The sequence below is a fragment of the Streptomyces sp. NBC_01275 genome, assembly GCF_026340655.1.
Lineage (GTDB): Bacteria > Actinomycetota > Actinomycetes > Streptomycetales > Streptomycetaceae > Streptomyces.
Map to the genome: position 1 here is coordinate 2,077,760 of NZ_JAPEOZ010000001.1, position 23,649 is coordinate 2,101,408.

Annotated in this window: 20 protein-coding genes and 1 pseudogene; 5 read left to right on the forward strand and 16 right to left on the reverse strand. The window is 71.7% G+C overall.

Annotated features, from left to right (window positions below; translation table 11 throughout):
* Positions 1–86 precede the first annotated feature (86 nt).
* From OG562_RS08910 to OG562_RS08950, 9 genes are all read right to left on the reverse strand, one after another.
* Entirely contained in the window at positions 87–986 is a 900-nt protein-coding gene (locus OG562_RS08910; RefSeq protein WP_266395690.1) for a carbohydrate ABC transporter permease, read from the reverse strand.
* Positions 983–1,918, reverse strand: coding sequence for a carbohydrate ABC transporter permease (locus OG562_RS08915; protein WP_266395691.1), 936 nt, complete (start codon positions 1,916–1,918; stop codon positions 983–985). Before OG562_RS08915 ends, OG562_RS08910 begins: the two co-directional genes overlap by 4 nt.
* Positions 1,919–2,075: 157 nt before the next feature.
* Complete coding sequence (gene araD / locus OG562_RS08920) at positions 2,076–3,821, reverse strand: L-arabinonate dehydratase (protein ID WP_266409112.1); 1,746 nt, start codon at positions 3,819–3,821, stop codon at positions 2,076–2,078.
* The gene (locus OG562_RS08925) at positions 3,818–4,729 is read right to left on the reverse strand and encodes a dihydrodipicolinate synthase family protein (protein WP_266395692.1); all 912 of its coding nucleotides are present in this window, start codon (positions 4,727–4,729) and stop codon (positions 3,818–3,820) included. The genes araD and OG562_RS08925 overlap by 4 nt, the downstream gene beginning before the upstream one ends.
* Positions 4,726–5,442 (reverse strand): GntR family transcriptional regulator, encoded by a 717-nt coding sequence (locus OG562_RS08930; protein ID WP_266395693.1) that lies wholly within the window; start codon positions 5,440–5,442, stop codon positions 4,726–4,728. Before OG562_RS08930 ends, OG562_RS08925 begins: the two co-directional genes overlap by 4 nt.
* A gap of 161 nt (positions 5,443–5,603) precedes the next feature.
* Positions 5,604–6,365 (reverse strand): MBL fold metallo-hydrolase, encoded by a 762-nt coding sequence (locus OG562_RS08935; protein WP_266395695.1) that lies wholly within the window; start codon positions 6,363–6,365, stop codon positions 5,604–5,606.
* 241 nt (positions 6,366–6,606) lie between these two features.
* Positions 6,607–7,194, reverse strand: coding sequence for a TIGR03086 family metal-binding protein (locus OG562_RS08940; RefSeq protein ID WP_266395696.1), 588 nt, complete (start codon positions 7,192–7,194; stop codon positions 6,607–6,609).
* 169 nt (positions 7,195–7,363) lie between these two features.
* A complete protein-coding gene (locus tag OG562_RS08945; RefSeq protein WP_266395697.1) occupies positions 7,364–8,536 on the reverse strand; it encodes a hypothetical protein in 1,173 nt (390 codons plus the stop codon).
* The gene (locus tag OG562_RS08950; RefSeq protein WP_266395698.1) at positions 8,533–9,477 is read right to left on the reverse strand and encodes a 5-dehydro-4-deoxyglucarate dehydratase; all 945 of its coding nucleotides are present in this window, start codon (positions 9,475–9,477) and stop codon (positions 8,533–8,535) included. Before OG562_RS08950 ends, OG562_RS08945 begins: the two co-directional genes overlap by 4 nt.
* 227 nt (positions 9,478–9,704) lie before the next feature.
* On the opposite strand from OG562_RS08950, the gene OG562_RS08955 reads away from it, so the two are divergent.
* The 3 genes and pseudogenes from OG562_RS08955 to OG562_RS08965 all read left to right on the forward strand — a co-directional run bounded on the left by OG562_RS08955 (position 9,705) and on the right by OG562_RS08965 (position 12,880).
* A complete protein-coding gene (locus OG562_RS08955) occupies positions 9,705–10,514 on the forward strand; it encodes an NAD(P)-dependent oxidoreductase (RefSeq protein WP_266395700.1) in 810 nt (269 codons plus the stop codon).
* 278 nt (positions 10,515–10,792) lie between these two features.
* Positions 10,793–11,563 (forward strand): annotated as a pseudogene (locus OG562_RS08960) (DeoR/GlpR family DNA-binding transcription regulator).
* 171 nt (positions 11,564–11,734) lie between these two features.
* Positions 11,735–12,880 (forward strand): TerD family protein, encoded by a 1,146-nt coding sequence (locus OG562_RS08965; protein ID WP_266409114.1) that lies wholly within the window; start codon positions 11,735–11,737, stop codon positions 12,878–12,880.
* 51 nt (positions 12,881–12,931) lie between these two features.
* On the opposite strand, the gene OG562_RS08970 is transcribed toward OG562_RS08965, so the two are convergent.
* Entirely contained in the window at positions 12,932–13,510 is a 579-nt protein-coding gene (locus OG562_RS08970) for a TetR/AcrR family transcriptional regulator (RefSeq protein ID WP_266395701.1), read from the reverse strand.
* 147 nt (positions 13,511–13,657) lie between these two features.
* Between OG562_RS08970 and OG562_RS08975 the strand changes: the two genes are divergently transcribed.
* Positions 13,658–15,091, forward strand: coding sequence for an MFS transporter (locus OG562_RS08975; RefSeq protein ID WP_266395702.1), 1,434 nt, complete (start codon positions 13,658–13,660; stop codon positions 15,089–15,091).
* A gap of 60 nt (positions 15,092–15,151) precedes the next feature.
* On the opposite strand, the gene OG562_RS08980 is transcribed toward OG562_RS08975, so the two are convergent.
* From OG562_RS08980 to OG562_RS08995, 4 genes are all read right to left on the reverse strand, one after another.
* On the reverse strand, positions 15,152–16,168 hold the full coding sequence (locus OG562_RS08980; RefSeq protein WP_266395703.1) for a 1-aminocyclopropane-1-carboxylate deaminase: 1,017 nt from the start codon (positions 16,166–16,168) through the stop codon (positions 15,152–15,154).
* A 14-nt stretch (positions 16,169–16,182) separates the two neighbouring features.
* Positions 16,183–16,821: a GntR family transcriptional regulator gene (locus tag OG562_RS08985; protein ID WP_266395704.1), complete on the reverse strand. Its 639-nt coding sequence runs from the start codon at positions 16,819–16,821 to the stop codon at positions 16,183–16,185.
* Between the two features lie 84 nt (positions 16,822–16,905).
* Complete coding sequence (locus tag OG562_RS08990) at positions 16,906–18,366, reverse strand: alkaline phosphatase PhoX (RefSeq protein ID WP_266395706.1); 1,461 nt, start codon at positions 18,364–18,366, stop codon at positions 16,906–16,908.
* 241 nt (positions 18,367–18,607) lie between these two features.
* A complete protein-coding gene (locus OG562_RS08995) occupies positions 18,608–20,035 on the reverse strand; it encodes a hypothetical protein (protein ID WP_266395707.1) in 1,428 nt (475 codons plus the stop codon).
* A 302-nt stretch (positions 20,036–20,337) separates the two neighbouring features.
* On the opposite strand from OG562_RS08995, the gene OG562_RS09000 reads away from it, so the two are divergent.
* The gene (locus tag OG562_RS09000; RefSeq protein WP_266409116.1) at positions 20,338–22,164 is read left to right on the forward strand and encodes an endonuclease/exonuclease/phosphatase family protein; all 1,827 of its coding nucleotides are present in this window, start codon (positions 20,338–20,340) and stop codon (positions 22,162–22,164) included.
* A gap of 39 nt (positions 22,165–22,203) precedes the next feature.
* On the opposite strand, the gene OG562_RS09005 is transcribed toward OG562_RS09000, so the two are convergent.
* Both OG562_RS09005 and OG562_RS09010 read right to left on the reverse strand, forming a co-directional pair.
* A complete protein-coding gene (locus OG562_RS09005; RefSeq protein ID WP_266395708.1) occupies positions 22,204–22,965 on the reverse strand; it encodes an SRPBCC domain-containing protein in 762 nt (253 codons plus the stop codon).
* A gap of 69 nt (positions 22,966–23,034) precedes the next feature.
* Positions 23,035–23,643 carry a winged helix-turn-helix domain-containing protein gene (locus OG562_RS09010; protein WP_266395709.1) on the reverse strand — a complete coding sequence of 203 codons (609 nt, stop codon included), beginning with the start codon at positions 23,641–23,643 and terminating at the stop codon, positions 23,035–23,037.
* Between the last annotated feature and the right edge of the window lie 6 nt (positions 23,644–23,649).

Genomic DNA, 23,649 nt, shown 5'->3' on the forward strand with positions numbered 1-23,649 from the left:
CTGGCCGGACCCTGCCTGACGGCGTCTTGTCCGACGGTGTCCTGTCCGGCCGTGTCCTGTCCGGCCGTGTCCTGTCCGGCGGAGCCTCATCCCTTCACCGCCCCCGCGCTGAAGCCGGTGATCAGCCACTTCTGGATGAAGGCGAAGACGAGCACGACGGGGACGGCGGCGATGATGCCGCCCGCTGCCAGCGCGCCGAGGTCGACGCTGTCCGAGCTCATCAGGGTGTTGAGGCCGACGGGAATCGTCTGCTTGCTCTGGTCGGAGAGGAACATCAGGGCGAACAGGAAGTGGTTCCAGGCGTGCACGAAAGCGAAGGAGCCGACGGCGATCAGTCCGGGCCGCAGCAGCGGCAGGACGACGATCCGGAAGGCGGTGAGCCGGTTGCAGCCGTCGACCCAGGCGGCCTCCTCCAGGGAGTACGGCACGTTCCGGATGAAGCCGCTGATCAGGATGATCGACAGGGGCAGCTGGAAGACGGTCTCGGCGATGATGACGCTGCCGAGCGAGTTGATCATCTTGAGCTCGGCGAAGATCTGGAAGAGGGGGACCAGCAGCAGTGCGCCCGGCACGAACTGGGTGCACAGCAGGGCGAGCATGAAGCCGCGCTTGATCTTGAAGTCGAAGCGGGCGAGGGCGTATCCGCCGGCGAGGGCGACGACGGTCGTGAGCAGCAGGGTCGCGACGCCGGTGAGCACGCTGTTCTGGAAGTAGACCGCGAAGTCCCGCTCGTTCCAGACCTTCTCGAAGTGGTCGAAGGTCATCGGCCAGGGCACGAGCGAGGTCGAGCCGGCCGGGCGGAGCGCGAAGAGCAGGATCCAGTAGAAGGGGATGAGGGTGAAGACCAGGTAGATCGACAGGGGCAGGTAGATCTGCCAGCGCGGGGCCTCGTCCCAGGCGCGGCTCCTCCTCGACGGCCGCTGGTCGGCTGCGGCGGGCACGCGCACGGGGACGGGCGTGACCTCGGTGGCCTCCTCGGTGATCACTTGTCGCCTCCTCCGAACTTGCTCAGCCGCAGATAGACCATCGAGCAGAAGAGCAGGATCACGAACGCGACCGTGGTGAGGGCGGACGCGTAGCCGAAGTTGTGGGCGTCGACGCTGGTGTTGGCGATGTAGAGCGGGAGGGTGGTGGTCTCCCCCGCCGGGCCGCCGCCGGTGAGCGTGTAGAGCAGGTCGACGTTGTTGAACTCCCACACCGCGCGCAGCAGCGTGGACAGGACGATGGCGTCCTTGAGGTGGGGCAGGGTGATGTGCCAGAACTGCTTGAGGCGGCTGGCCCCGTCGACCTCGGCGGCCTCGTACAGGTCCTTCGAGACGGACTGGAGGTCGGCGAGGATGAGGATCGCGAAGAAGGGCACTCCGCGCCACAGATCGGCGACGATCGCCGCCGAGAAGACGGTGGAGGTGTCCGACAGCCAGCTGGTGCCGTACTCCCCGATGCCCATGTCCGCGAGGTAACGGGTGATGCCCGTCTGGGAGTTGTAGAGCAGGACCCAGATCGCGGAGGTCAGCACGCCGGAGACGGCCCACGGGGAGAACACCAGCGCGCGGCCGAGGGAGCGGCCGACGAAGGTCTGGTTGACGATCAGCGCCAGCGCCAGACCGAACAGCAGCTGCAGCCCGACCTCGACGAACACCCACTTGGCGCTGAAGGTCAGCGTGTCCCAGAACTGGGGGTCGTCGGTGAAGGCGTGGACGAAGTTGTCGAAGCCCGCGAAGCCGTTGCGCCACGGTTTGGTGGGGTTGTAGTTCTGCAGGCTGTAGTAGAAGACGCTGACGACCGGGTAGGCGATGAAGCCCACCATCAGCAGGGCCGCCGGTGCGATCAGCAGGTACGGCAGCCTGCGCGGCGTGGCGGAGGCACGGCGCCGCCGGGGTGGCGCGGGCGGTTTCGCCACGGCTGCGGCTTGGGCCATGACTGTTCTCCGTTCTCGTACGGCGGGCTTTCTTCGTGCGGTGATGCGGAGGTGCGGGTGAAGCGGGTGTGCAGGTGAAGCGCTTTCTTCCTGTACAGGGGTGTGCCGGGGTGGCCGGCGGCGGTGCGGTGGTGCCGCGGTGCCGTGGTGCGGTGGTTCAGCCCGCGTACGGGTCCTGCACCTTGCCCGGGCGGGCCAGGAACTCGAAGTCGCAGCCGGTGTCGGCCTGGGTGATCTGCTCGTTGTAGAGCGCGCCGTAACCGCGTTCGTAACGGGTGGGCGGCGGTGTCCACTGCGCCCGACGCCGCTCCAACTCCTCGTCGTCCACGTTGAGTCGGAGGGAGCGGGCCTCGACGTCGAGGGTGATCGAGTCGCCCGTGCGCACCAGGGCGAGGGGTCCGCCGACGTACGACTCGGGGGCCACGTGCAGCACGCACGCGCCGTAACTCGTCCCGCTCATGCGGGCGTCGGAGATCCGCACCATGTCCCGTACGCCCTGCTTGAGCAGGTGGTCGGGGATGGGCAGCATGCCGTACTCGGGCATGCCCGGTCCGCCCTTGGGCCCGGCGTTGCGCAGCACCAGCACACTGTCGGCTGTGATGCCCAACTCGGGTTCGTTGATGGTGCGTTGCATGGTCTGGTAGTCGTCGAAGACGACGGCGGGACCGGTGTGCTTCAGCAGGTGCTGCTCGGCGGAGATGTGCTTGATGACCGCGCCGTCCGGGCAGAGGTTGCCGCGCAGCACGGCGACCCCGCCCTCGGACGCGACGGGGTTGTCGCGCGGCCGGATGACGTCGTCGTTGTGCACCTGAGCGGTCGCGAGCTGCTCGCGCATGCTGTCGTGGGAGACCGTGGGCCGGTCCAGATGGAGCAGGTCCGGGATCCGGGAGAGGAAACCGGGGAGGCCGCCGGCGAAGTGGAAGTCCTCCATGAGGTACTTCTGGCCGCCGGGACGGACGTTGGCGAGGACGGGGACCGTGCGGGCGATGCGGTCGAAGTCGTCGAGGGTGAGCTTGACGCCGGCCCGGCCGGCCATGGCGATCAGATGGATGACGGCGTTCGTCGAACCGCCGAGGCCGAGGACGGTCGTCACCGCGTCAGTGAAGGCGTCGGCGGTGAGGATGTCGCTCAGCTTCCGGTCCTTGTGGACCAGTTCGACGATACGCAGGCCGGCCGCCGCGGCCATCCGGTCGTGCCCGGAGTCCACGGCCGGGATGCTCGACGCCCCCGGCACCGTCACGCCCAGCGCCTCGGCCGCGGCCGTCAGCGTGGACGCCGTGCCCATCGTCATGCAGTGGCCGGGCGAGCGGGCGAGGCCGTTCTCCAGCTCGGTCAGCTCGCAGTCGCCGATGAGGCCGGCGCGCTTGTCGTCCCAGTACTTCCACATGTCGGTGCCGGAGCCGAGGACCTCGTTGCGCCAGTGCCCCGGCAGCATCGGCCCGGCCGGCACGAAGACCGTCGGCAGGTCCGCGGTCGCCGCCCCCATGAGCAGCGCGGGCGTCGTCTTGTCGCAGCCGCCCATCAGTACGGCCCCGTCGACCGGGTAGGAGCGCAGCAGCTCCTCGGTCTCCATCGCGAGCAGGTTGCGGTAGAGCATCGGGGTCGGCTTCTGGAAGGTCTCGCTGAGCGTGGAGACCGGAAACTCCAGCGGGAAGCCGCCCGCCTGCCACACGCCCCGCTTCACGGCCTGGGCGCGGTCGCGCAGGTGGACGTGACAGGGGTTGATGTCGGACCAGGTGTTGAGGATCGCGATGACCGGCTTGCCGAGGTGCTCCTCGGGGAGGTAGCCGAGCTGGCGGGTGCGGGCGCGGTGACTGAAGGAGCGCAGACCGTCGGTGCCGTACCACTGGTGGCTTCTCAGCTCTTCCGGGCGCTTCACAGGCCGCTCGTCGAAGCGCTTCATATGGACCATCCGGCGGCTATGGCGGCGACCTCGGCACGTTCGCTCTCGGGCAAGTGCCGGCTCGGCGGGCGGACTTCGCGGCGGCACAGGCCGAGGGAGGCAAGGGCCTCCTTGACGACGGTGACGTTGTTGGCGGAGCCGTTGGCGGCGCGCAGCTCCTCGAACCGCCTGATCTGTTCCCACACTTTCATCGCGGCGGGATAGTCCCCTGATCGAAGCGCTTCGATCATGTTCAGCGAAACGGACGGCGCGACGTTCACCAGCCCGGAGGTGAAGCCGGTGGCGCCCGCGGAGAAGTAGGAGGGGGCGTAGGGCTCGGCGAGGCCGGCGACCCAGACGAACCGTTCCAGCCCCGCGTCGCGTGCGAAGGCGGCGAAGCGGGAGGCGTCCGGGACGGCGTACTTGACGCCGATGACGTTCGGGCAGTCGTCGGCGAGTTCGGCGAGGCGCTCGCCGTGCAGCTGGGCGTTGCGGATGTACGGGACGACGCCCAGCTCGGGCACGGCCTCGGCGATGGCGCGGTGGTAGTCGACCCAGCCGCTCTGCGAGACGTACGGGTGCACGGGCTGGTGGACCATCACCATCTGGGCGCCCCGTTCGGCCGCGTGCCGGGCGGAGGCCACGGCGGTCGGCACGTCGTGTCCGACGCCGACCAGGATCACGGCCCGCCCGCCGGCCTCGTCCAGGGTCGACTCCGTGACCAGGCGGCGCTCTTCGGGGGTGAGGGCGTAGAACTCGCCGGTGTTGCCGTTGGGGGTGAGGGTGGTGATCCCGCCGTCGAGCAGCCGGCGCAGCAGAGCCCGGTGGGCCTGCTGGTCGACGGCGCCGTCCTCGGCGAACGGGGTCACCGGGATGGCCACCACGTCGGCCAGGGCCGTACGCTGGGTCTCGAACGCCACGCCGCTCATTCCTGACCGTCCTCTCCCTGGACCTCGGACCGCGCGTCGGGCTGTGCGCCGGGCTGTGTGTCTGACTGCGCGTCGGACTGCGCGTCGGGGAAGGCTCGTTGCACGAACGACGCGATGTGGGCGTGCAGTGCACCGGCCGCGCCGTCCGCGTCGCCCGCCAGCGCGAGCCGCAGGATCTCCCGGTGCTCGCCGGCCTCCCGCTCCCAGGAGGGCGAGGCGGCCCAGGCGACGGCGGACACGAGAGCGGCCTGGTCGCGGACCTCGTCGAGCATCCGGCCGAGCAGCGGGTTGCCGCACGGCAGATACAGGGCGCGGTGGAACTCCCGGTTCGCCAGCGACCGTTCGGCCGTGTCGGCGGCGTCGTCGGCCCTGGTCAGCGCATCCCGGGCGGCGTCCAGGGAAGCCCCGCGCCGCACGGCCCGCTTGAGCGCCTCGGGTTCGAGGAGCAGCCGGACGTCATAGACCTCGCGCGCCATGTCCGCGTCCACCATGCGCACCGTGACGCCCTTGTACTGGCTCATGACGACCAGTCCGGTGCCGGCCAGGGTCTTGAGCGCCTCGCGCACCGGGGTCTTGGACACCCCGAACTGCGCGGCGACCTCGGTCTCGACCAGGGCCTGACCCGGCGTCAACTGCCCGGTGAGGATGCGGCGTTTGATCTCCTCCAGCACGTACTGCGTGCGGGACGGGATCGGCGTGGGCACAGAGGTCATGCGCGCCTCTCGGATCTCACGGATCACGGATCTCGGATCGGATCTCACATATCGCGTCTCACATATCGCGTCTCATATATGACGTACGAAGTGCGACGGGTTGAAGGTAGGAGCGCCTCTGTGTTTCGTCAATGCTTCTGACAAAGGAAGTGAAGGTTGCGTCAGAGGGGGATGGTCTCGCCCTCGCGTGCGGTGCGGGTCGGGCCGCCGAACGCGCTCTCGGCGCGGGCGGTCGCCGCCTTCCGGGTCAGCGTGGGCCCGACATGGGTGACGTACAGCTCGCGCACCCCCGCCTTGCGGGCCGCGTCGCCGGCGTCCTCCGGCGTGAGATGGACCCGCTGTTCCCGTTCGCCTTCGCGATGCTCGTCGAGGTCCGCCTCGCACAGGAACAGGTCGGCCCCGGAGGCGAGTTCGGTGAGCGCGTCGCACGGCCCGCTGTCCCCGGAGTACGCGAGCACGCTCCCCTGGCACTCCACGCGCAGTCCGTACGCCTCGGTGTCGTGCGCCACCGCGCGCGAGGTGAGGCGCAGGTTCCAGTGCCGTACGGTGTGCCCGTCGTACAGGGGCCTGAAGTCGAGGAAGCTGCTCAGAAAGCGTATGTCCGACCGCCCGAGGAAGCCCGCGACGCGGCGGGCGCAGTCGAGCGGCGCGTACACCGGGATCGGGGCCGGCGGGGTCATCCCGCCGTAGGCGAACGCATAGGCGGCGGCGAGGAGATCGGCGCTGTGGTCGGCGTGCAGATGCGAGATCCAGATCGCCGTGAGCCGGTCGGGATCCGTGTGCCGCTGCAACTCGGCGAACGTACCGGGCCCCGCGTCCATCCACACCTCGGCACCCGCCCCGCGCAGCAGATAGCCGGAGCAGGGGCGGCCCGGCCCCGGGTGCGGGGAGGCGGTGCCGAGGACGGTGAGACTGAGGGGCATGGTGGCGAGCGTACGTTTCGCCTCCGCCGGGCGCGCCGTGTTTACGTCCGTCTACGGCAACGTCATGGGCCCGTCTACGCCCGGCTCGTTGGACCGTCCAGAACATCCGGCACGTCCGGCACGCCCGGAACAGCCGGCACGCCCGAGCCGGATCAGGCTCGGCCACGCGTCCGCTCGGCCACGCGCCCGAGCCCGATCACGTCCGTCCGAGCGTCCAGCCCGGATCACTCCCGCCCAGACGTCAGCCCGGATCGCGCCCGCTCAGGCCGACCGCCCGGTCCAGCAGCGGGGCGTCGTCCGGGACCGGCACGACGGGGCCGAAGATGCCGCCCCCGCCGTCCGGGTCGTCGGCGGCCGCCCGCAGGAAGCCGTACGACGCCTGCAGCGCGGCCGGGTCGGGCGTGTACTCCTGGCCGGTGGCCCGGGCGAGGTCCCAGCCGTGGATCACCAGTTCGTCCACGGCGACGGCGCCCGCGACCGCGCCGGGCAGGTCGAGGCCGCCCGCCCGGGTCAGGCCGGTCCAGGCGGCCGGGTCGCGCCAGGCCTCGGCGAGTGCGTCGAGGACCTCGGGCAGCTCCTCGCGCCAGCCGGGCCCGATGTCCGGCGCGGCGGCGTCGGGCGGGGTGTCGGTCGTGAGCCCCAGGTCCTTGCGGGCCGCGTCACGGAAGGCGACGGCGAGGCCGGCGAGGTGGCCGAGCATGTTGCGCACGGCGCAGCCCGGGCAGGGCGTGCCGTGCGCGAGCTGCTCGTCCCGGACGCCCGCCGCGAGGCGCGCCACGATCCGGGTCTGGGGGCCGAGGTCGAGAGTGGTGGTCGTCGTGTCGGTCATGCAGGGTGGACTGCCCGGGCCCCCGAAACTCATCGCCGGTCGACCGTCACCCGCCGAAATCCGGCCGAATCCGCAGGGAAGGACGGGAAGGACAGGGAGGGCGGAACGCCTGGCCCCGACGACAAGGCCGGGCCGGACGCCCCCGAAGCACGGACGGACCACCACCCGGTCAGCGTGCCGCCAGCGCCTCCCGTACGGCCGCCAGGTCCGCGTCCGACGCCAGCCCCGCGTGATACAGCCGGATCTCCGTCGCGCCGAGCTCACGCGCGCGTGCCGTGTCGGCCGCGAGGGTCGCCGGGCTGCCGCCCATGCCGGAGACGACGCCGAAGTTGGCGGCGACGACCGCGCCCTCGCGGCGCTGCTCGGCGAACGGGGTCAGCAGACCGGGCCCACCCGCGCAGGGCACGACGACGCCGTCCGCGACGGACAGGATGTGCGCGGGGTCGACGCCCGGGTTGGCGCCGACGTGGTGGGTCACGGGGTCGGCGTGCAGCAGGACCTGGAAGCCCTGGGGTGCGGCGGCCCGGACGGCGGCGACGGCGGTCTCCTGAAGGGTGCGGGCCCTGTCGTCGCGCCACGCGCGCGTGCCCGCCGCCGTCTCCGCCCCGAGCAGCTTCTCGACCCCCGCCCAGCCTCCGTCGTCCGACGCCCCCTGCCACAACGGCTCCAGCGCGTCCCGTACGGCGGCGGCGAGCGCGTCGGCGTCCAGGCCCTGTGCGCCGTAGCCGGCCCGGCAGACGGGGCAGAAGCAGAGCGCCATGAGGTACTGGCCGGCGTCCCCGAGGCCGACGCCGGCGGTCTTGTCGTGGGCGTGCAGGTGCTGGAGGCCGTACCAGCCGAGGGACTCGAGTTCCGTGCCGCTCGCACCGGGGCGTACGGCGGCCTCGGCGGCGAGGTCGACGAGGTACGCGCGTGTGGCGGGCTGCGCGATGCAGGGGGCCCATGGGTAGCGGTCGCCGTAGGCGTTGACGACGGAGGTGTCCGGGTGCTCGGCGCCCAGGCGGGAGTTGTGGGCGAGGACCACCCAGGTGTGCACCTCCAGGCCGGCCTGCGCGAGCGCGGCGGCGGCCTCGCCGTAGGCGTCGCCGGGGGCCCAGTCGCCGGCCGGGTAGGGGCGCAGGGCGCGGCCCTTCCAGCGGGCGTCCCTCGGGTCCGTGGGGTAGAGCACGGCCGCGTGCTCGGCGGTGACGATGCGGTGGCGCGGGTGGCGGGGGGTGAGGGCGCGGGTGGAGTGGTAGGCGGCGGCGAGGGTCACCTGCTCCACGCCGAGCGCGGCGATGCGGGCCGGGGCCTCGGGGTCGCCGGTGACGTCCCAGGGGTAGACGAAGGTCGACGCCTTCACCGAGTCTCCTCCTCCAGCAGCGCGTAGCCGCGTTCGATCAGTTGAGCGAGTTGCTTGAGGTGATCCTCGCTCGGTTCGTGCAGCGGCGGGCGGACTTCGCCCACGTCGAGGCCGCGCAGCCGGACGCCCGCCTTGACGAGGGCGACGGCGTAGCCGCGGCCCTGGGCGCGCAGGGCGACGAACGGGCCGTAGAAGCCGTCCAGCAGCCGGTGGACGGTGGCGTCGTCGCCGGTGGCGAGCGCCCGGTGGAAGGCGAGGGCGATCTCGGGGGCGAAGCAGAACACGGCGGAGGAGTAGAGGGTGACGCCGAGGGCGCGGTAGGCGAGCTGGGTCTGCTCGGCGGTCGGCAGTCCGTTGAAGTAGAGGAAGTCGCCGGGGACCTCGGTCCGGACGGCGCTGACGATCCGCTGCATCAGGTCGAGGTCGCCGAGGCCGTCCTTGAGGCCGATGACGCCCTCGGTGCGGGCGAGCTCCACGACCGTCTCCGGGGTGAAGACGGCGTTGTCGCGCTGGTAGACGATGACGGGGAGGGGGGTCGCGGCCGCCACCTCCCGGTAGTGGCGCAGCAGCCCCTCCTGCCCGGCGAGCACGAGGTAGGGCGGCAGGGCGAGCAGCCCGTCCGCTCCGGCGTCCTGCGCGAGCCGGGCGTACCGCACGGCGAGCGCGGTGCCGTAGCCGACGCCCGCGACGACCGGGACCCGCCCGTCGGTCTCCGCCACGGCCGCCCGCACACAGCGCTCGAACTCCTCCGGGTCGAGTGCGTGGAACTCCCCGGTGCCGCAGCAGGCGAAGACGGCCGCCGCCCCGGCCTCGACCCCGCGGCGGACGTGCGCGCGGTAGGCGTCGAGATCGAGGGAGCCGTCGGGGCCGTAGGCCGTGACGGGGAAGAACAGCGGTCCGCTGGGGACGCGGAGGCGGGCGGCGAGGGGGGCTGGCGTCACGGGCTCTCCCGGTCCATATTCTTGAGCAGCGTCCATATTCCTGAACAGGCCCACGCTAAGGCGACCGATCTGGCCGGGTCAAGCACGGCAACCCCTCAGACACCAGCAGTTTTGCCGCTCCTGTAGGACACTTGACGGGTGTCGCCGCCGCTCCTTAGCGTGTCCACGCATGTGAACCACGGCCATGCATGCGTCCACTCAGTCAAGTGATCCAAGGAGACCCGAGGATGCCCGCTCCCCGCACCGTCCTGCTCACCGGCGCCGCCGGCGGCCTCGGCACCCTGATGCGGGACCTGCTCCCGGCCTACGGCTACGAGCTGCGGCTGCTCGACCTGCGCCCGATCGACGACGCGCCGGACGCGATCGTCGCGGACCTGGCCGACAGGGACGCCGTGCGCGAGGCCGTGCGGGGCGTCGACGCGATCGTCCACCTCGCGGGCATCTCCCTGGAATCCTCCTTCGAGAAGATCCTCGGCGCGAACATCGAGGGCACGTACCACCTGTACGAGGCCGCCCGCGAGGAGGGCGTCGCACGGATCGTCTTCGCCTCCTCCAACCACGCGGTCGGCTACGCCCCCCGCCCCCGGGGAGACGCTCCCCTGATCCCGATCGACACCCCTCATCGCCCGGACACCTTCTACGGCCTGTCCAAGGCCTTCGGCGAGGACCTCGCCCAGCTCTACTGGGACAGGCACGGCCTGGAGACGGTCTCGGTGCGCATCGGCTCCTGCTTCGCCGAGCCGACCAGCGTGCGCATGCTGTCGCTGTGGATGAGCCCGGCCGACGGCGCCCGCCTCTTCCACGCGGCGCTGACCGCCGAGCACGTCGGCCACACGATCGTCTACGGCTCCTCCGCCAACACCCGCCTGTGGTGGGACCTGTCGAGCGCGCGGGCCCTCGGCTACGAGCCGCAGGACGACTCCGAACCGTACGCCGAGAAGCTGATCGCCGAGCAGGGCGAGCTGGACCCGGAGAACATCGCCCACGCCCACCTGGGCGGCCACTTCGTCAACGACCCGCCGATCTGGCCGTACTGACCCGTACGGACACGGTCCTGCGGACCTTTCGGGACACGGGCGGGCGCCGAACGGGCCCGCCCGTCGCCGCATCCGGGCACGCGTGCTGCCCGATCGCACACGCCTTCCGGCCGCCCCGCAGGTCCGAGGCGGTCACCCGCCCCGGGAAACGGGCGCGCCCGGGCAGCATCGAACGTGCAACAGGCCTGGTCAGTGCCGCTCCCCGGCGGTAGAACTTCCCCCATGGATCCCACCGGACCCCAGGCGGGCCCGAACGGGCAGGGAAGCGAGGTGACGGCATGCCCCCGAGAACGGCGGAGGAACGCCAGCGCGAGATTCGTGCGCGCCGCCCGCGCCACCGGCTCGGTCGACGTCGCCGCGCTCGCCGCCGCACTGGGCGTGGCCAGGGAGACCGTACGACGGGATCTGCGCGCCCTGGAGGACCACGGACTGGTCCGCCGCACGCACGGCGGCGCGTATCCCGTGGAGAGCGCCGGCTTCGAGACGACGCTCGCCTTCCGCGCCACCAGCCATGTGCCCGAGAAGCGCCGGATCGCCGCCGCGGCGGCCGGCTGCTCGGGGACGCCGAGACGGTCTTCGTCGACGAGGGCTTCACCCCGCAGCTCATCGCCGAGGCGCTGCCCGGGGACCGACCGCTGACCGTGGTCACCGCGTCCCTGCCGGTCGCGGGCGCGCTCGCCGAGGCCGAGAACGTCTCCGTGCTGCTCCTCGGCGGCCGGGTCCGCTCCGGAACGCCGGCCACCGTCGACCACTGGACGACGAAGATGCTGGCCGGCTTCGCCGTCGACCTCGCCTGCCTCGGCGCCAACGGCATCTCCCGCGAACACGGTCTGACCACCCCGGACCCGGCTGTCGGCGAGGTCAAGGCGCAGGCCGTCAGGGCCGCGCGCCGCACGGTGTTCGCGGGCGTGCACACCAAGTTCGGGGCGGTCAGCTTCTGCCGGTTCGCCGAGATCGGCGCGCTGGAGACGATCGTGACGAGCACGCTCCTCCCGTCGGCCGAGGCCCACCGCTACTCACTGCTGGGGCCACAGGTCATCCGCGTCTGAAAATCCAACCGACTCTCTCCGTAGGGCGCAGCCACCGCCCACTTCACCAAGGAGACCGGAGGCGCCCGAACTCTTCGCGAGCGGGATCGTCGTGGTTCCGTAGCCCAGGTATCCGTAGCCCAGGTAAGGGAACGGCAAAGTGGTGTCGTTCGTTCACCCGGCATGACCGCTATGACCCCCGGCTCGAACATCCCTCTCCCCGTCGTGCGCGTGACGGTGGACGTCGCCGCCCCGGTGCGGCTCGACGTATCGGGCCTGCTGCTCACCGCCGACGGCAAGGTGCGCTCCGACGACGACTTCATCTTCTACAACCAGCCGAGCGGCCCGGGCGTGACGTACCGCTCCGGCGGCGGCTCGGCTCCGGACGCGATCACGGTCGACACCTCCGCTCTGCCCCCGGGCATCGAGAAGATCGTCGTCACGGCGAGCCCGGACGCCGCGGGCCAGACGTTCCAGGGCGTCGAACCGACCGCCACGATCCGCAGCGCGGACGACGACAGCGTCCTGGCCACGTTCACGCCCCCGCAACTCGCCGCCGAGACGGCCCTGGTGGTCGTGGAGATCTATCAGCGGGGCGGCGCCTGGAAGGCGCGCGCCGTCGGCCAGGGGTACGCCAACGGCCTGGCCGGCATCGCGACCGACTTCGGCGTCACCGTGGAGGAGCCCGCCGCCGCGCCCGCGCAGCCGGCGGCCTCCCCGGCGGCGGCGACCCCGGCCGCCGCCCCCGCCCCCGGCGCCGGGAAGATCAACCTGGACAAGGGCCGGGTGAGCCTGCAGAAGAACCAGACCGTGTCCCTGGTCAAGGGCGGCCGCCCGCTGCTCTCGCTGGTCCAGATGGGCCTCGGCTGGGAGCCGGCGTACCGCGGCAAGGACATCGACCTGGACGCCTCGGTCATCGCCTTCGGCCCGCAGCGCAACCACGTCGACAGCTGCTACTTCGGCAAGCTCTCCATCGTGAACGGCGCGATCAAGCACTCCGGCGACAATCTCACCGGCGAGGGCGGCGGCGACGACGAGGTGATCACGGTCGATCTCGGCCGGCTCCCGCAGGAGGTGTCGGGCCTGGTCTTCACGGTGAACTCCTTCTCCGGCCAGAAGTTCACCGAGGTCGCCAAGGCCTACTGCCGTCTGGTGGACCCGGCGACCGGCGAGGAGTTGGTCCGCTTCGACCTGACCAGTGCCGAGGCGCAGACGGGCGTGATGATGGCCAAGCTCATCCGGCAGTTCTCCGGCGAGTGGGAGATGACCGCCATGGGCGACTTCGTCAAGGCCCGCACCGTGCGCAACATGGTGAAGCCGGCGGCCCAGTCCCTGTAGACAGCCGTACGACCGCTGCGGGCGCCCCCGGCCACAGGGGGCGCCCGGCGTTCACTCCTCCGTCGAGGGCCGCAGCCCCTCCGTCAGCAGGGACAGATACCGGCGGATCTGCCGGCCCTGACCGTTCGCCAGCTCCGACGCCGTGGACACTCCGTGGGCCAGCCGCAGGACCTCGACCGACTCGATGTCCGGCCGCAGGGTCCCCTCCCGCTGCGCCGCCTCGACCAGCCGCTGCGCCGCGCCCTTCATGGAGGTGCTGCAGGCCGTGAGCGCGGCCTTGCTGCCGTCCGTGACGGCCGAGCCCAGCAGGGCCTTCAGGCCGCGTACCTGGATCGTGCCGACACAGAGCTCGTAGAGCCACTCCGTCAGCGCCTCACCGGGCGGCAGCTCCTTCGCGATCTCGTCGGCCCGCGCCCCGAGCGCCTCGATCCGCTCGACGTACGCCGCCTCCAGCAGCGCCTGCCGGGTCGGGAAGTGCCGGTACAGCGTGCCGGACCCGACCCCCGCGCGTTTGGCGATGTCGTCGAGGGACGCGCCTTCCCCATGCTCGGCGAACGCCTCCGCCGCCACCTTCAGCAACCGCTCATAGTTGCGCCGAGCGTCCGCACGCATGGGCTTGACCTGCGTCATCCACATACTCCTTGCAAAGCGGGGACCGCCTCCGTATCTTACCCGGTACTAAACGGAGACAGTCCCCGCTTGTCGTCGGGTGCGCGACGGGCCGTCCGTGCTGCCCGCACGCCTCTCACTCGGGGACGCCAGACAGGGAGCACTTCCATGTCCACCCCGTCCACCACCACCGATGCTCTCTCCGCACCACCCCGACCCGCCAGGCTCGGCGCCGCTCTCTTAGTCATCGTGACCGCCTATCTGATGGTCGGCGTCGACTCCACCGTCGTCAACGTCGCGCTGCCCGCCCTCCAGAAGGACCTCGACTTCAGCCCCACCGGGCTGTCCTGGGTGCTCAACGCCTACACGCTCGCCTTCGGCGGTCTGCTGCTGCTCGGCGGGCGGGTCGGCGACATCGTCGGCCGCCGCCGTACGCTCGGCGCCGGCGCCCTGCTCTTCGCCTGCTCCTCCCTGCTCGGCGGGCTCGCCGCCGACAGCGCCTGGCTGCTCGCCGCCCGCGCGCTCCAGGGCGTCGGCGCCGCGCTCATCGCGCCCAGCACCCTCGCCCTGATCACCACCAACTTCCCGGAGGGCCCGCGCCGGCACCACGCACTCGGCGTCTACACCTCCATGGCGGGCATCGGCGCCTCGATCGGCCTGGTCCTCGGCGGCCTGCTCACCTCCTGGGCGTCCTGGCGCTGGTCCCTGCTGATCAATGTGCCGATCGGCGTCGCGGTGGCCCTCGCCCTGCCCCGCTTCGTCGCCGAGACCCCGCGCCACGCGGGCCGGTTCGACGTGGCGGGCGCGCTCACCGGCACGGCCGGGACGACCTCGCTGGTGTACGCGTTCATCCGGGTCTCCTCGGACGGTTGGGGCGACCTCCAGGCACAGCTCGGGTTCAGCGCGGCGGCGGCCCTGCTGGCCGGCTTCGCCCTGGTCGAGTCCCGCGCGGGCCAGCCGATCATGCCGCTGCGGCTGTTCGCCAACCGCGACCGCGCGGGTGGCTACGCGGGCGTCCTGCTGCTGCCCGCGGGCATGTTCGGCGCGTTCTACTTCCTCACCCTGATCTGCCAACAGGTTCTGGACTACAGCCCGTTGCGCGCGGGGTTCGCCTTCCTGCCGCTGACCCTCGCGCTGTTCACGGTCGTCCGCCTCGTGCCCCGGCTGCTGGCCCGCTTCGGCGCCAAGCCGGTCCTGCTCACCGGCATGACCCTGCTCGTCTCGTCGGCCGCGTGGCTGTGGCGGCTGCGACCCGACGACGGCTATGCGACCGGCCTGCTCGGCCCGATGCTGCTGATGGGCGCGGGCGTGGGCCTCAGCTTCATGCCGCTCAACGCGACGATCCTCGCGGGCGTCGAACCCCGGGAGGCGGGCTCCGCGTCCGGTCTGCTGCAGACCCTGCAGTGGCTGGGCGGCACGCTCGGACTGTCCGTCCTGGTCACGGTGTTCGGCACGGCGACCCGGCACACGACCGGGTCGCCCTCCGAGATCCTCGTCCACGGCGCGTCCCGCGCGTTCGGCGTCGGCGCGCTGATCGCCCTGACCGCGCTCCTTGTGTGCGCCTCGGTGATCACCGGCGCCCGGCCGAAGCCCACCACGTGACGCCCCGGCCGTCCGGCCACCCAGCCGCTGGGCCACCCGGCCACCCGGCCACCCGCTCGCCTAGAACAGCGCGCTGTACGCGTTCAGCGCGGGCTGCCCGCCGAGGTGGGCGTAGAGCACGGTGGAGTCCCGGCCGATCTCCCCGCGCCCGACCAGGTCGATCATCCCGGCCATCGACTTCCCCTCGTAGACGGGGTCGGTGACCATGCCCTCGGTCCGGGCGGCCAGCCGCATCGCCTCCAGGGTCGGCTCGTCCGGGACGCCGTAGACGCCCGCGTGGTACCGCTCGTCCAGCTCGACGTCCTCGACGGTCAACTCCCGCTTGACGCCGATGAGCTGTCCGGTGCGGTGGGCGATGCGGGCGATCTGCTCCCGGGTCTCGGCGGGCTTGGCGGAGGCGTCGACGCCGAGCACCCGCCGGGGCCGCCCGCCCGCCTCCTCCAGCGCCGCGAACCCGGCGACCATGCCGGCCTGGGTCGACCCGGTCACGGAACACACGATCACGGTGTCGAAGAAGACGCCCGACTCCCGCTCCTGCTCGGCGACCTCTTGCGCCCATCCGGCGAATCCGAGGCCGCCGAGCGGATGGTCGGAGGCCCCGGCCGGGATGGCGTACGGCTTGCCGCCCGACTCCTCGACCTCGCGCAGCGCCTGCTCCCAGCTCTCCTTGAAGCCGATCCCGAACCCGGCCCGGACCAGACGTACGTCGGCGCCGGCGAGCCGGCTGATCAGGATGTTGCCGACCTTGTCGTAGACGGAGTCGGGCCACTCCACCCAACTCTCCTGGATCAGCACGCACTTGAGCCCGGCGCGGGCGGCGCAGGCGGCGACCTGGCGGGTGTGGTTGGACTGCACGCCGCCGATCGAGACGAGCGTGTCGCAGCCCTGCGCGAGGGCGTCGGCGACCAGGTACTCCAGCTTGCGGGTCTTGTTCCCGCCGTACGCGACACCGGAGTTGCAGTCCTCGCGCTTGGCCCACAGGGCGGCGCCGCCGAGGTGGGCGGTGAGGCGCTCCAGCGGGTGCACGGGCGAGGGGCCGAAGAGGAAGGGGTAACGGTCGTACGAGGAAAGGGACATGGGTCCTCCCGGGGTCAGTCGCCTTCGGCGAGGTCCGCGAGACCCCGCCAGATCTCCGCGGTGACGCGGACCGCTTCGTCCACGTCACCGGCGGCGCAGGCCTCGATGAGCCGCTCGTGCAGCCCGGCCGAACGACAGTTGCCGCCCTCGCCGAAGCGGTGTCGCTCCAGCCGGCGGATGAGCGGGGTGTAGCGGGCGACGGTGGCGGCCGCGGCGCGGTTGCCGCTCACCCGGACGAGGACGTCGTGCAGCTCGTCGTCGGCGCGCAGGGCGGCGTCCACGTCGCCGACGCGCACGGCGGCGGCGAACCGCTCGTTGGCCGCGCGCATCCCCTCGACGTCCGCGTCCCGCAGCCGGACCACCGCGACCCGCGCGACCAGCTCGTGCATGGCCCCGACCACGGCCGCCGCGTCCCGTACGTCGGCGGCCACGACCGGGGTCACCCGTGTGTAGCTCTGCGGCTTGCTCTCCAGGAGCCCCTCGTCGACGAGCCGGGCGAACGCCTCCCGCACCGGCGCCCGGGACAGCCCGAGCCGCTCCGCGAGATCGGCGTCACGCACCACCGCCCCGGGCTCGATCGCCCCGGTCACGATGGCGTCCCGGATCGCCGCGTAGGCGCGGTCCCTGAGCAGAGTGCGTGGCACGGCCTCCATGAACTGAAATGTTAGATGTCAGTCCCCCGCTTCGCCAGACCCTGGAGGGGGCCCTTGGCTGGAGAGGCCCCTTGGCTGGAGGGGTTACCCGCGCTTCTGCCGCTTCCACGGCCCCGTGATCGCCAGCATGATGCCCGGCGTCTGGATGTTGGCGAACAGGGTGCGGCCGTCGGGGGAGAAGGTGACGCCGGTGAACTCGCTGTATTCCGGGGCGTCTTCGGTGCCGAGGTTGAGTTCGTTGCGGGCGATGGGGTAGGTGCGGCCGCTGTCGGTCGCGCCGAAGAGGTGCTGGATTCCCTCGCCGTCCTCGGCGATGACGAGGCCGCCGTAGGGGGACACGGTGATGTTGTCGGGGCCGTCGAAGGCGCCGTCGACGGACGGGTCGGGGTTCACGCCGAGCAGGACCTTGAGGGTCAGGGTGCGGCGCTTGGGGTCGTAGAACCAGACGGCGCCGTCGTGCTGGGCGCCGGGGCTCTCCTCACGGGCGTAGGAGGAGACGATGTAGGTGCCGCCGTCGGCCCACCACATGCCCTCCAGCTTGCGGGCGCGGGTGATCTGGCCGGCGGCGAACTGCTTGCGGACGGATACGGTCTTCGCGTCGCGGTCGGGGACGGTCACCCAGTCGACGCCGTACACCGTGCCGATCTTCGTGGCGCGGGAGAGGTCGTCGACGAACTGGCCGCCGGAGTCGAAGCACTTGAAGGCCTGGAGCACGCCGGCGTCGTCGGCGAGGCCGCGCAGCGCGCCGCGGCCGTGGCAGTGGCCCTCCGGCGGGGTCCAGCGGTAGAGCAGGCCGTTGGGGCCCGAGGCGTCCTCGGTGAGGTAGGCGTGACCGCGCTTGGGGTCGATGACCACGGCCTCGTGGGCGTACCGGCCCAGCGCCTTGATCGGCTTGGGACCGCGGTTGGCGCGGCGGTCCTCGGGGTCGACCTCGAAGACGTAGCCGTGGTCCTTGGTCATGCCGTTCTGGCCGGCCTTGTCCTCGGTCTCCTCGCAGGTGAGCCAGGTGTCCCAAGGGGTGCTGCCGCCCGCGCAGTTGGTGGAGGTGCCGGCGATGCCGACCCACTCGGCGACCTGGCCGCCGGGGCGGACCTCGACGACCGTGCAGCCGCCGGAGGCCGCCGGGTCGTAGACCAGGCCCTCGGTGAGCGGGACGGGGTGGGCCCAGGCGGAGCGCGGGCCCTTGAGCTCGTGGTTGTTGACGAGGAGGGTCGCGCCGCGCGGGCCGTCGAAGGCGGCGGTGCCGTCGTGGTTGGACGGGGTGATCTCGCCGGACTCCAGCGTGGTCTTCCCGCTGTAGGTGATGATCCGGTACTTGAACCCGGCGGGCAGCGCGAGGATGCCGTCGGGGTCGGGGATCAGCGGTCCGTAGCCGACCCCTCCGTGCGCGGCGGCCGACTGCTGCGCGGCGTCCCCGGCGACCTCGGTGTCCGTGGCGGCGAGGGCGTTCGGCGCGGTGGCGAGGGCGCCTACGCTGCCCGCCAGCGCGACCCCGGCGCCGGTGATCGCGGATTGTCTGGCGAAGTCCCTGCGGGTGAGCGACATGGTGTCTCCTGAGACGGTGGGCGTGCCGTGGAGGGTGGCGGACCGCGGTTCGGCGCCACCGTCCCGCCCATGCCTGAACGGGAGTTGAACGGAGGGCGACTTCGAGAGACCCGCTTCCATGAATCCGTACGGACCGGCCCACGGGATCTCAAAAAGTCCGTCGCTCAGACCGTCTCTCAGTCCGTCGCTCAGACCGTCGCTCGGATCGTCTCTCAGTCCGCCCCTCGGTCCAGGCGTCGGCTCACCCGCCCTGCTGTGAGCGTGCCTTGAACGCCGCCTTGCGCGCCTCCTTCGCGATCCGCTTGTCCGGGTGGAGGCGGCCCATCGCCTCCAGGACGTCCGGCGTCGCCGGGTGTTCCACGCGCCAGGCCGCCGCGAAGAACCCGCTGTGCTGCTGGGCCAACCCCTCGACGAGGGCCTGGAGTTCCTCGGAGTTGCCCTCGGCGGCGAGCTGCGCGGCCAGGGTGTCGATGGTCAGCCAGAAGACCAGGTCCTCGGAGGGGGCCGGTACGTCGCTCGCGCCGAGCTCGCTCAGCCAGACGCGTGCGAGTCCGCCGAGCTCGGCGTCGTCGAGGACCTCGCGCACGGCCGGCTCGGCCTGCGCACCGACCAGGGAGAGCGCCTGCTGGCAGCGCAGCCGGCGCAGCGGTGCGCCGGGGTCCGAGCCGCGGGCGGCGGCCAGCAACTCCCGTGCGGCGGAGACGGGTTCGCGGCGGTCCAGCCACTGCTCGGTCTCGGCGCGGGCGGCCCGCGGACCGAAGCCGGCGCTGCCGTCGAGGAGGACGTCGGCGCCCTTGTCGGCGAGGTCGCCGACGGCCGGGGCCTCGAAGCCGGACTCCAGCAGCCTCGCCCGCAGCCCGTACACGCCGAGCGGGGTGAGGCGGACCATGCCGTAGCGGGAGACGTCGGTCTCGTCGACCGGTGCGGCGGGCTCCTCCTCGGGGTCCGCCATGAGCGCCTCGTCGACGGGCTGGTAGGCGACGAGGCCGATCGGCTCCAGCAGCCGGAACTGGTCGTCGAGTCGCATCATCGCGTCGGAGACCTGCTCCAGGACGTCGTTGGTGGGCTCGTCCATGTCGCCGGGGACGATCATGGAGGCGGCGAGCGCGGGGAGCGGGACGGGGCCGTCGCCGGGGCCGTCCTCGTTGGCGGTGAGGAGATAGAGGTTGCCGAGCACGCCGTCCAGGAACGCGGCCTCGGCCTCGGGGTCCCAGTCGAGCCGGGAGAAATCGATGTCGCCGCCCTCGTCCATGGCGTCCATCAGCTCGTCGAGGTCGGGGACGCTGGCGTCGGCGAGGACGGTCTCCAGGGCGCCGAGCCAGACGGCGAGGACGTCGTGCGGGGCGCCGCCGGTGAGCAGGGCCAGGTCCTCGCCGGCCGTGACGGTGCCCGCCTCCTCGTCGACGACCTCGACGAGACCTGCGTCCACCGCGACCCGCCAGGACTCGCTCGCGTAGGCGACCGCGTCCTCCCCGGTCAGTCCGAGCACCTCTGCGGCGGCCTCCAACTGCTCCTGCGCGAGCCCGCCTCCGGCGTCGACCCGGGTCTCGGGACCGGCCCAGCGGGCGAGCCTGGCGGCGCGGGAGAGCAACGGCGTGGACAGCGCGTCGCGCGCCAGCTCCGCTTCGGGATGCAGCCGCACCGGCGGCAGGGGGGAGCTGTCTGACATCGACTGTTTCTCCTAGAACGCCATGTACGCCGTACGGCTGCCTGGACGGCGTACGGCCCAAGCGCTCAGCCTAGACGGATATGGACCCATGCCGCCCGGTTCACGTCTCCGTCGGGTCCCGTACATGGCCGAAACCTTGACAACTGGCCTGACCAGGCACGAGATTGACGCGCGTAGAAATCAGCTGGACATCTGTTCACTGTATTTTCTACGCGCGTCGCGCACCGCCCCACAGGTCGCGGCCCCCCGATTCATGCTGCACCCTCGTCCCGGCGCCCATGCACGTCCCCGGAGGGATCCCGTTGCCGAGCAACAAGTCCGCGCGTCTCGCCGCGCTCACCGTCGCCGCCGTCTGTTCCGCGGCCTCCACCGTCGCCCTCACCGCGCCCGCGCAGGCGGACACGGTGGCCGTCCACGACATCCAGGGCACCACCCGGATCTCCCCGTACGCCGGCAAGGCGGTCACAGGTGTGGCCGGAATCGTCACCGGTGTGCGCACCTACGGCTCGTCCAGAGGGTTCTGGATCCAGGATCCGAACCCGGACGCCGACCCGGCCACCAGTGAGGGCGTCTTCGTCTTCACCAGCTCCACCCCGAAGGTCGCCGTCGGCGACTCCGTCACGGTCACCGGCACGGTCTCGGAGTTCGTCCCGGGCGGCGCCTCGACCGGCAACCAGTCGGTGACCGAGATCACCAAGCCGACGGTGACCGTCGTCTCCAGCGGCAACGCGGTTCCGGCCGCGACCGTCGTGAATGCGCGCTCGGTCCCGGCCGCGTACGCCCCGGAGGGCGACGCCGCGGCGAGCAACTCGATCAACGCCCTCACGCTTGAGCCCAAGAAGTACGCCCTGGACTACTACGAGTCCCTCGAGGGCATGAACGTCCAGGTCACGGACGCCCGGGTGGTCACCGGCACCGACCCGTACAGCGAGCTGTGGGTCACGGTGAAGCCGCACGAGAACACCAGCCGCCGCGGTGGCACCGTGTACGGCTCGTACACCTCGCAGAACACCGGCCGGCTCCAGATCCAGTCGCTCGGCGCCACGGCCGACTTCCCCGCCGCGAACGTCGGCGACCAGCTCACCGGCGCCACGACCGGCCCACTGGACTACAACCAGTTCGGCGGTTACACGCTCGTCGCGAGCCAGCTCGGCACGCTGAAGAGCGGCGGGCTGGAGCGCGAGACGACGCAGAAGCAGAAGAAGGGCGAGCTGGCGGTCGCGACGTACAACGTCGAGAACCTCGACCCGTCCGACGCCACCTTCGAGGAGCACGCCTCCGCGATCGTGAACAACCTGAAGTCGCCCGACATCGTGTCCCTGGAGGAGATCCAGGACGACAACGGCGCGACGAACGACGGCACGACCGCCGCCGACGTGACCGTGAACAAGCTGATCGACGCGATCGTCGCGGCGGGCGGCCCCCGGTACGAGTGGCGTTCGATCGACCCCGTCAACGGCGCCGACGGCGGCGAGCCGGGCGGAAACATCCGTCAGGTGTTCCTGTTCAACCCCGAGCGGGTCTCCTTCACCGACCGCGCGGGCGGCGACGCGACCACGGCCGTCGGCGTGACGAAGGTGCACGGCAAGCCGCAGCTGACCGCCTCGCCGGGGCGCATCGATCCTGCGAACACCGCCTGGAACGCCAGCCGCAAGCCGCTGGTCGGCGAGTTCGTCTTCCGGGGCCGCACGGTCTTCGTGATCGCCAACCACTTCAACTCCAAGGGCGGCGACCAGGGGCTGACCGCGCAGTACCAGCCGGTGGTGCGCAGCTCGGAGACCCAGCGCCACCAGCAGGCGACGCTGGTCAACGCGTTCGTCAAGGACATCCTCGACGTGCAGAAGAACGCCGACGTCATCGCCCTGGGCGACATCAACGACTTCGAGTTCTCCGGCACCGCGCAGATCCTCGAGAGTGACGGCGCGCTGTGGTCGGCGATCAAGTCGCTGCCCAGGAGCGAGCGTTACTCCTACGACTACCAGGGCAACCAGCAGGTCCTGGACCAGATCCTGGTGAGCCCGTCGATCCGGCGCGGCTGCGACTTCGAGTACGACAGCGTGCACATCAACTCGGAGTTCCACGACCAGATCAGCGACCACGACCCGCAGGTGCTGCGCTTCGAGCCGTAGGCCTTGCCGTAGGGCTTGCCGTAGGGCTTTCGGAAGTGGCTACCGGGGCTGGCTGAACGTTTCGTCCAGCCAGCCCTGCCAGGCGAGTTCGTTCGCCTTGGGATCGGCGTCCGGCGCGAAGTCGTGGACGCTGATCCCGACCGGCGCGCCCCAGTGGTTGCGTCCGAAGAAACGGATGAGAGCGCTGTCGGTGCGCAGCCCGATGAAGTACGGGTTCCGGTAGTCGAGTACGGCGTCCAGGACCCGCCCGTCAGGACCCTGGGCCCGGACCCGCTCCCCCTCGGCGGTGTCGTCCGCGAGACCGAGCGCCCGGCCGACGGCGGTGAAGGCGTCGGAGGCCGTCGACGGCTCGGGGCCGTCCAGGGTCGCGAAGGCCACCGGCCGGGGCGCGAAGTGCGCCAGATACTCGCGCAGGGTGTGCAGATAGAAGTCCGTGTGCCGGCCCGCACCGTCGTACTGGTTGTCCCAGTCGTCGACGAAGATGCCGCTGTGCACGTACCGCACCCAGGCACGCCGGCCGTCGTCGCGCGGCTCGACGGTGTAGTCGAGCTGGTTGAGGGTCTGCTGGGAGATGCCCTCGACGTCCTCGACCCGGTTGGTGTAGCGGTGGGGCGGGTCCCAGGCGGTGACCTTCGACCCGAAGGGTCCCGTGCCGCCGACCCGGGGCTCGGGCGGCTCCATCGGCCACAGATAGCCGCCGGTGCCGCTGGTGATCGCCGCCCACACCTCCTCGGGCGTGGCGTCGACCTCGAACTCGCGGGCGATCTCGAATTCCTTTGCCTTTGCCTTGTCCTGCGGCATGACGTGCTCCTGGTGGTTCGGTTACTGGCTCGGTTGCTGGCTCGACTACCGGATCGACTACTAGTTCGATTACTGGTCCAGCTCGGGGGCGGTCCGGTCCTTGACCGTGGGGTGGACGGCCACGACGATCCGGTGGTCGCGGCCGCCGTCGACGTCCGGGGCGTCGTACTTGCGGACGAGGGCGGCGACCCCGGCCGTCAGCTCCTGGATGAAGGCGGCCCGGTCGGCGGCCGAGGCGAAGCGGACCTCGCCGTCCAGCGCGTAGGTCGCCAGCCCCTTGCGGGCCTTCGTCGCGCCGGTGATCAGCGAGCCGACGTCCCGCACCAGGCGGGCGCCGAGCGCGAGCAGCCAGCGCGCGGAGAGCTGGTCGCGGAACCGGTCCGGGTCCGGCTGCACCTGGGCGAGGGCGAGCGGCGAGATCACGTACGAGGCCGCGGTCGCGCGCATCAGGCGCTCGGTGACATTGCCCTTGCGGCGCTCGCCTGCCAGCTCCACCAGGCCGTGCCGCTCCAGGGCCTTGAGGTGGTAGTTCACCTTCTGTCGCGGCAGGCCGACCTTGCCGGCCAGCATCGCCGCCGACGCGGGTCCCGCCGCCAGCTCGGCCAGCAGTCGGCCCCGTATGGGGTCCAGGGAGACCGCTGCGGCCTCGGGGTCCTCGATCACGGTCACGTCCAGCATGCGTCC

Bases quoted from the DNA above. Each gene is read 5' to 3' on its own strand.
- OG562_RS09010 (WP_266395709.1), bottom strand. From the start codon at position 23,643: ATGCTGGACGTGACCGTGATCGAGGACCCCGAGGCCGCAGCGGTCTCC.
- OG562_RS08930 (WP_266395693.1), bottom strand. From the start codon at position 5,442: ATGACCTCTGTGCCCACGCCGATCCCGTCCCGCACGCAGTACGTGCTG.
- OG562_RS08990 (WP_266395706.1), bottom strand. From the start codon at position 18,366: ATGTCGCTCACCCGCAGGGACTTCGCCAGACAATCCGCGATCACCGGC.
- OG562_RS08975 (WP_266395702.1), top strand. From the start codon at position 13,658: ATGTCCACCCCGTCCACCACCACCGATGCTCTCTCCGCACCACCCCGA.
- OG562_RS08980 (WP_266395703.1), bottom strand. From the start codon at position 16,168: ATGTCCCTTTCCTCGTACGACCGTTACCCCTTCCTCTTCGGCCCCTCG.
- OG562_RS08955 (WP_266395700.1), top strand. From the start codon at position 9,705: ATGCCCGCTCCCCGCACCGTCCTGCTCACCGGCGCCGCCGGCGGCCTC.
- OG562_RS09005 (WP_266395708.1), bottom strand. From the start codon at position 22,965: ATGCCGCAGGACAAGGCAAAGGCAAAGGAATTCGAGATCGCCCGCGAG.
- OG562_RS08940 (WP_266395696.1), bottom strand. From the start codon at position 7,194: ATGACCGACACGACGACCACCACTCTCGACCTCGGCCCCCAGACCCGG.
- araD (WP_266409112.1), bottom strand. From the start codon at position 3,821: ATGAAGCGCTTCGACGAGCGGCCTGTGAAGCGCCCGGAAGAGCTGAGA.
- OG562_RS08970 (WP_266395701.1), bottom strand. From the start codon at position 13,510: ATGACGCAGGTCAAGCCCATGCGTGCGGACGCTCGGCGCAACTATGAG.
- OG562_RS08965 (WP_266409114.1), top strand. From the start codon at position 11,735: ATGACCCCCGGCTCGAACATCCCTCTCCCCGTCGTGCGCGTGACGGTG.
- OG562_RS08935 (WP_266395695.1), bottom strand. From the start codon at position 6,365: ATGCCCCTCAGTCTCACCGTCCTCGGCACCGCCTCCCCGCACCCGGGG.
- OG562_RS08985 (WP_266395704.1), bottom strand. From the start codon at position 16,821: ATGGAGGCCGTGCCACGCACTCTGCTCAGGGACCGCGCCTACGCGGCG.
- OG562_RS08925 (WP_266395692.1), bottom strand. From the start codon at position 4,729: ATGAGCGGCGTGGCGTTCGAGACCCAGCGTACGGCCCTGGCCGACGTG.
- OG562_RS08995 (WP_266395707.1), bottom strand. From the start codon at position 20,035: ATGTCAGACAGCTCCCCCCTGCCGCCGGTGCGGCTGCATCCCGAAGCG.
- OG562_RS08915 (WP_266395691.1), bottom strand. From the start codon at position 1,918: ATGGCCCAAGCCGCAGCCGTGGCGAAACCGCCCGCGCCACCCCGGCGG.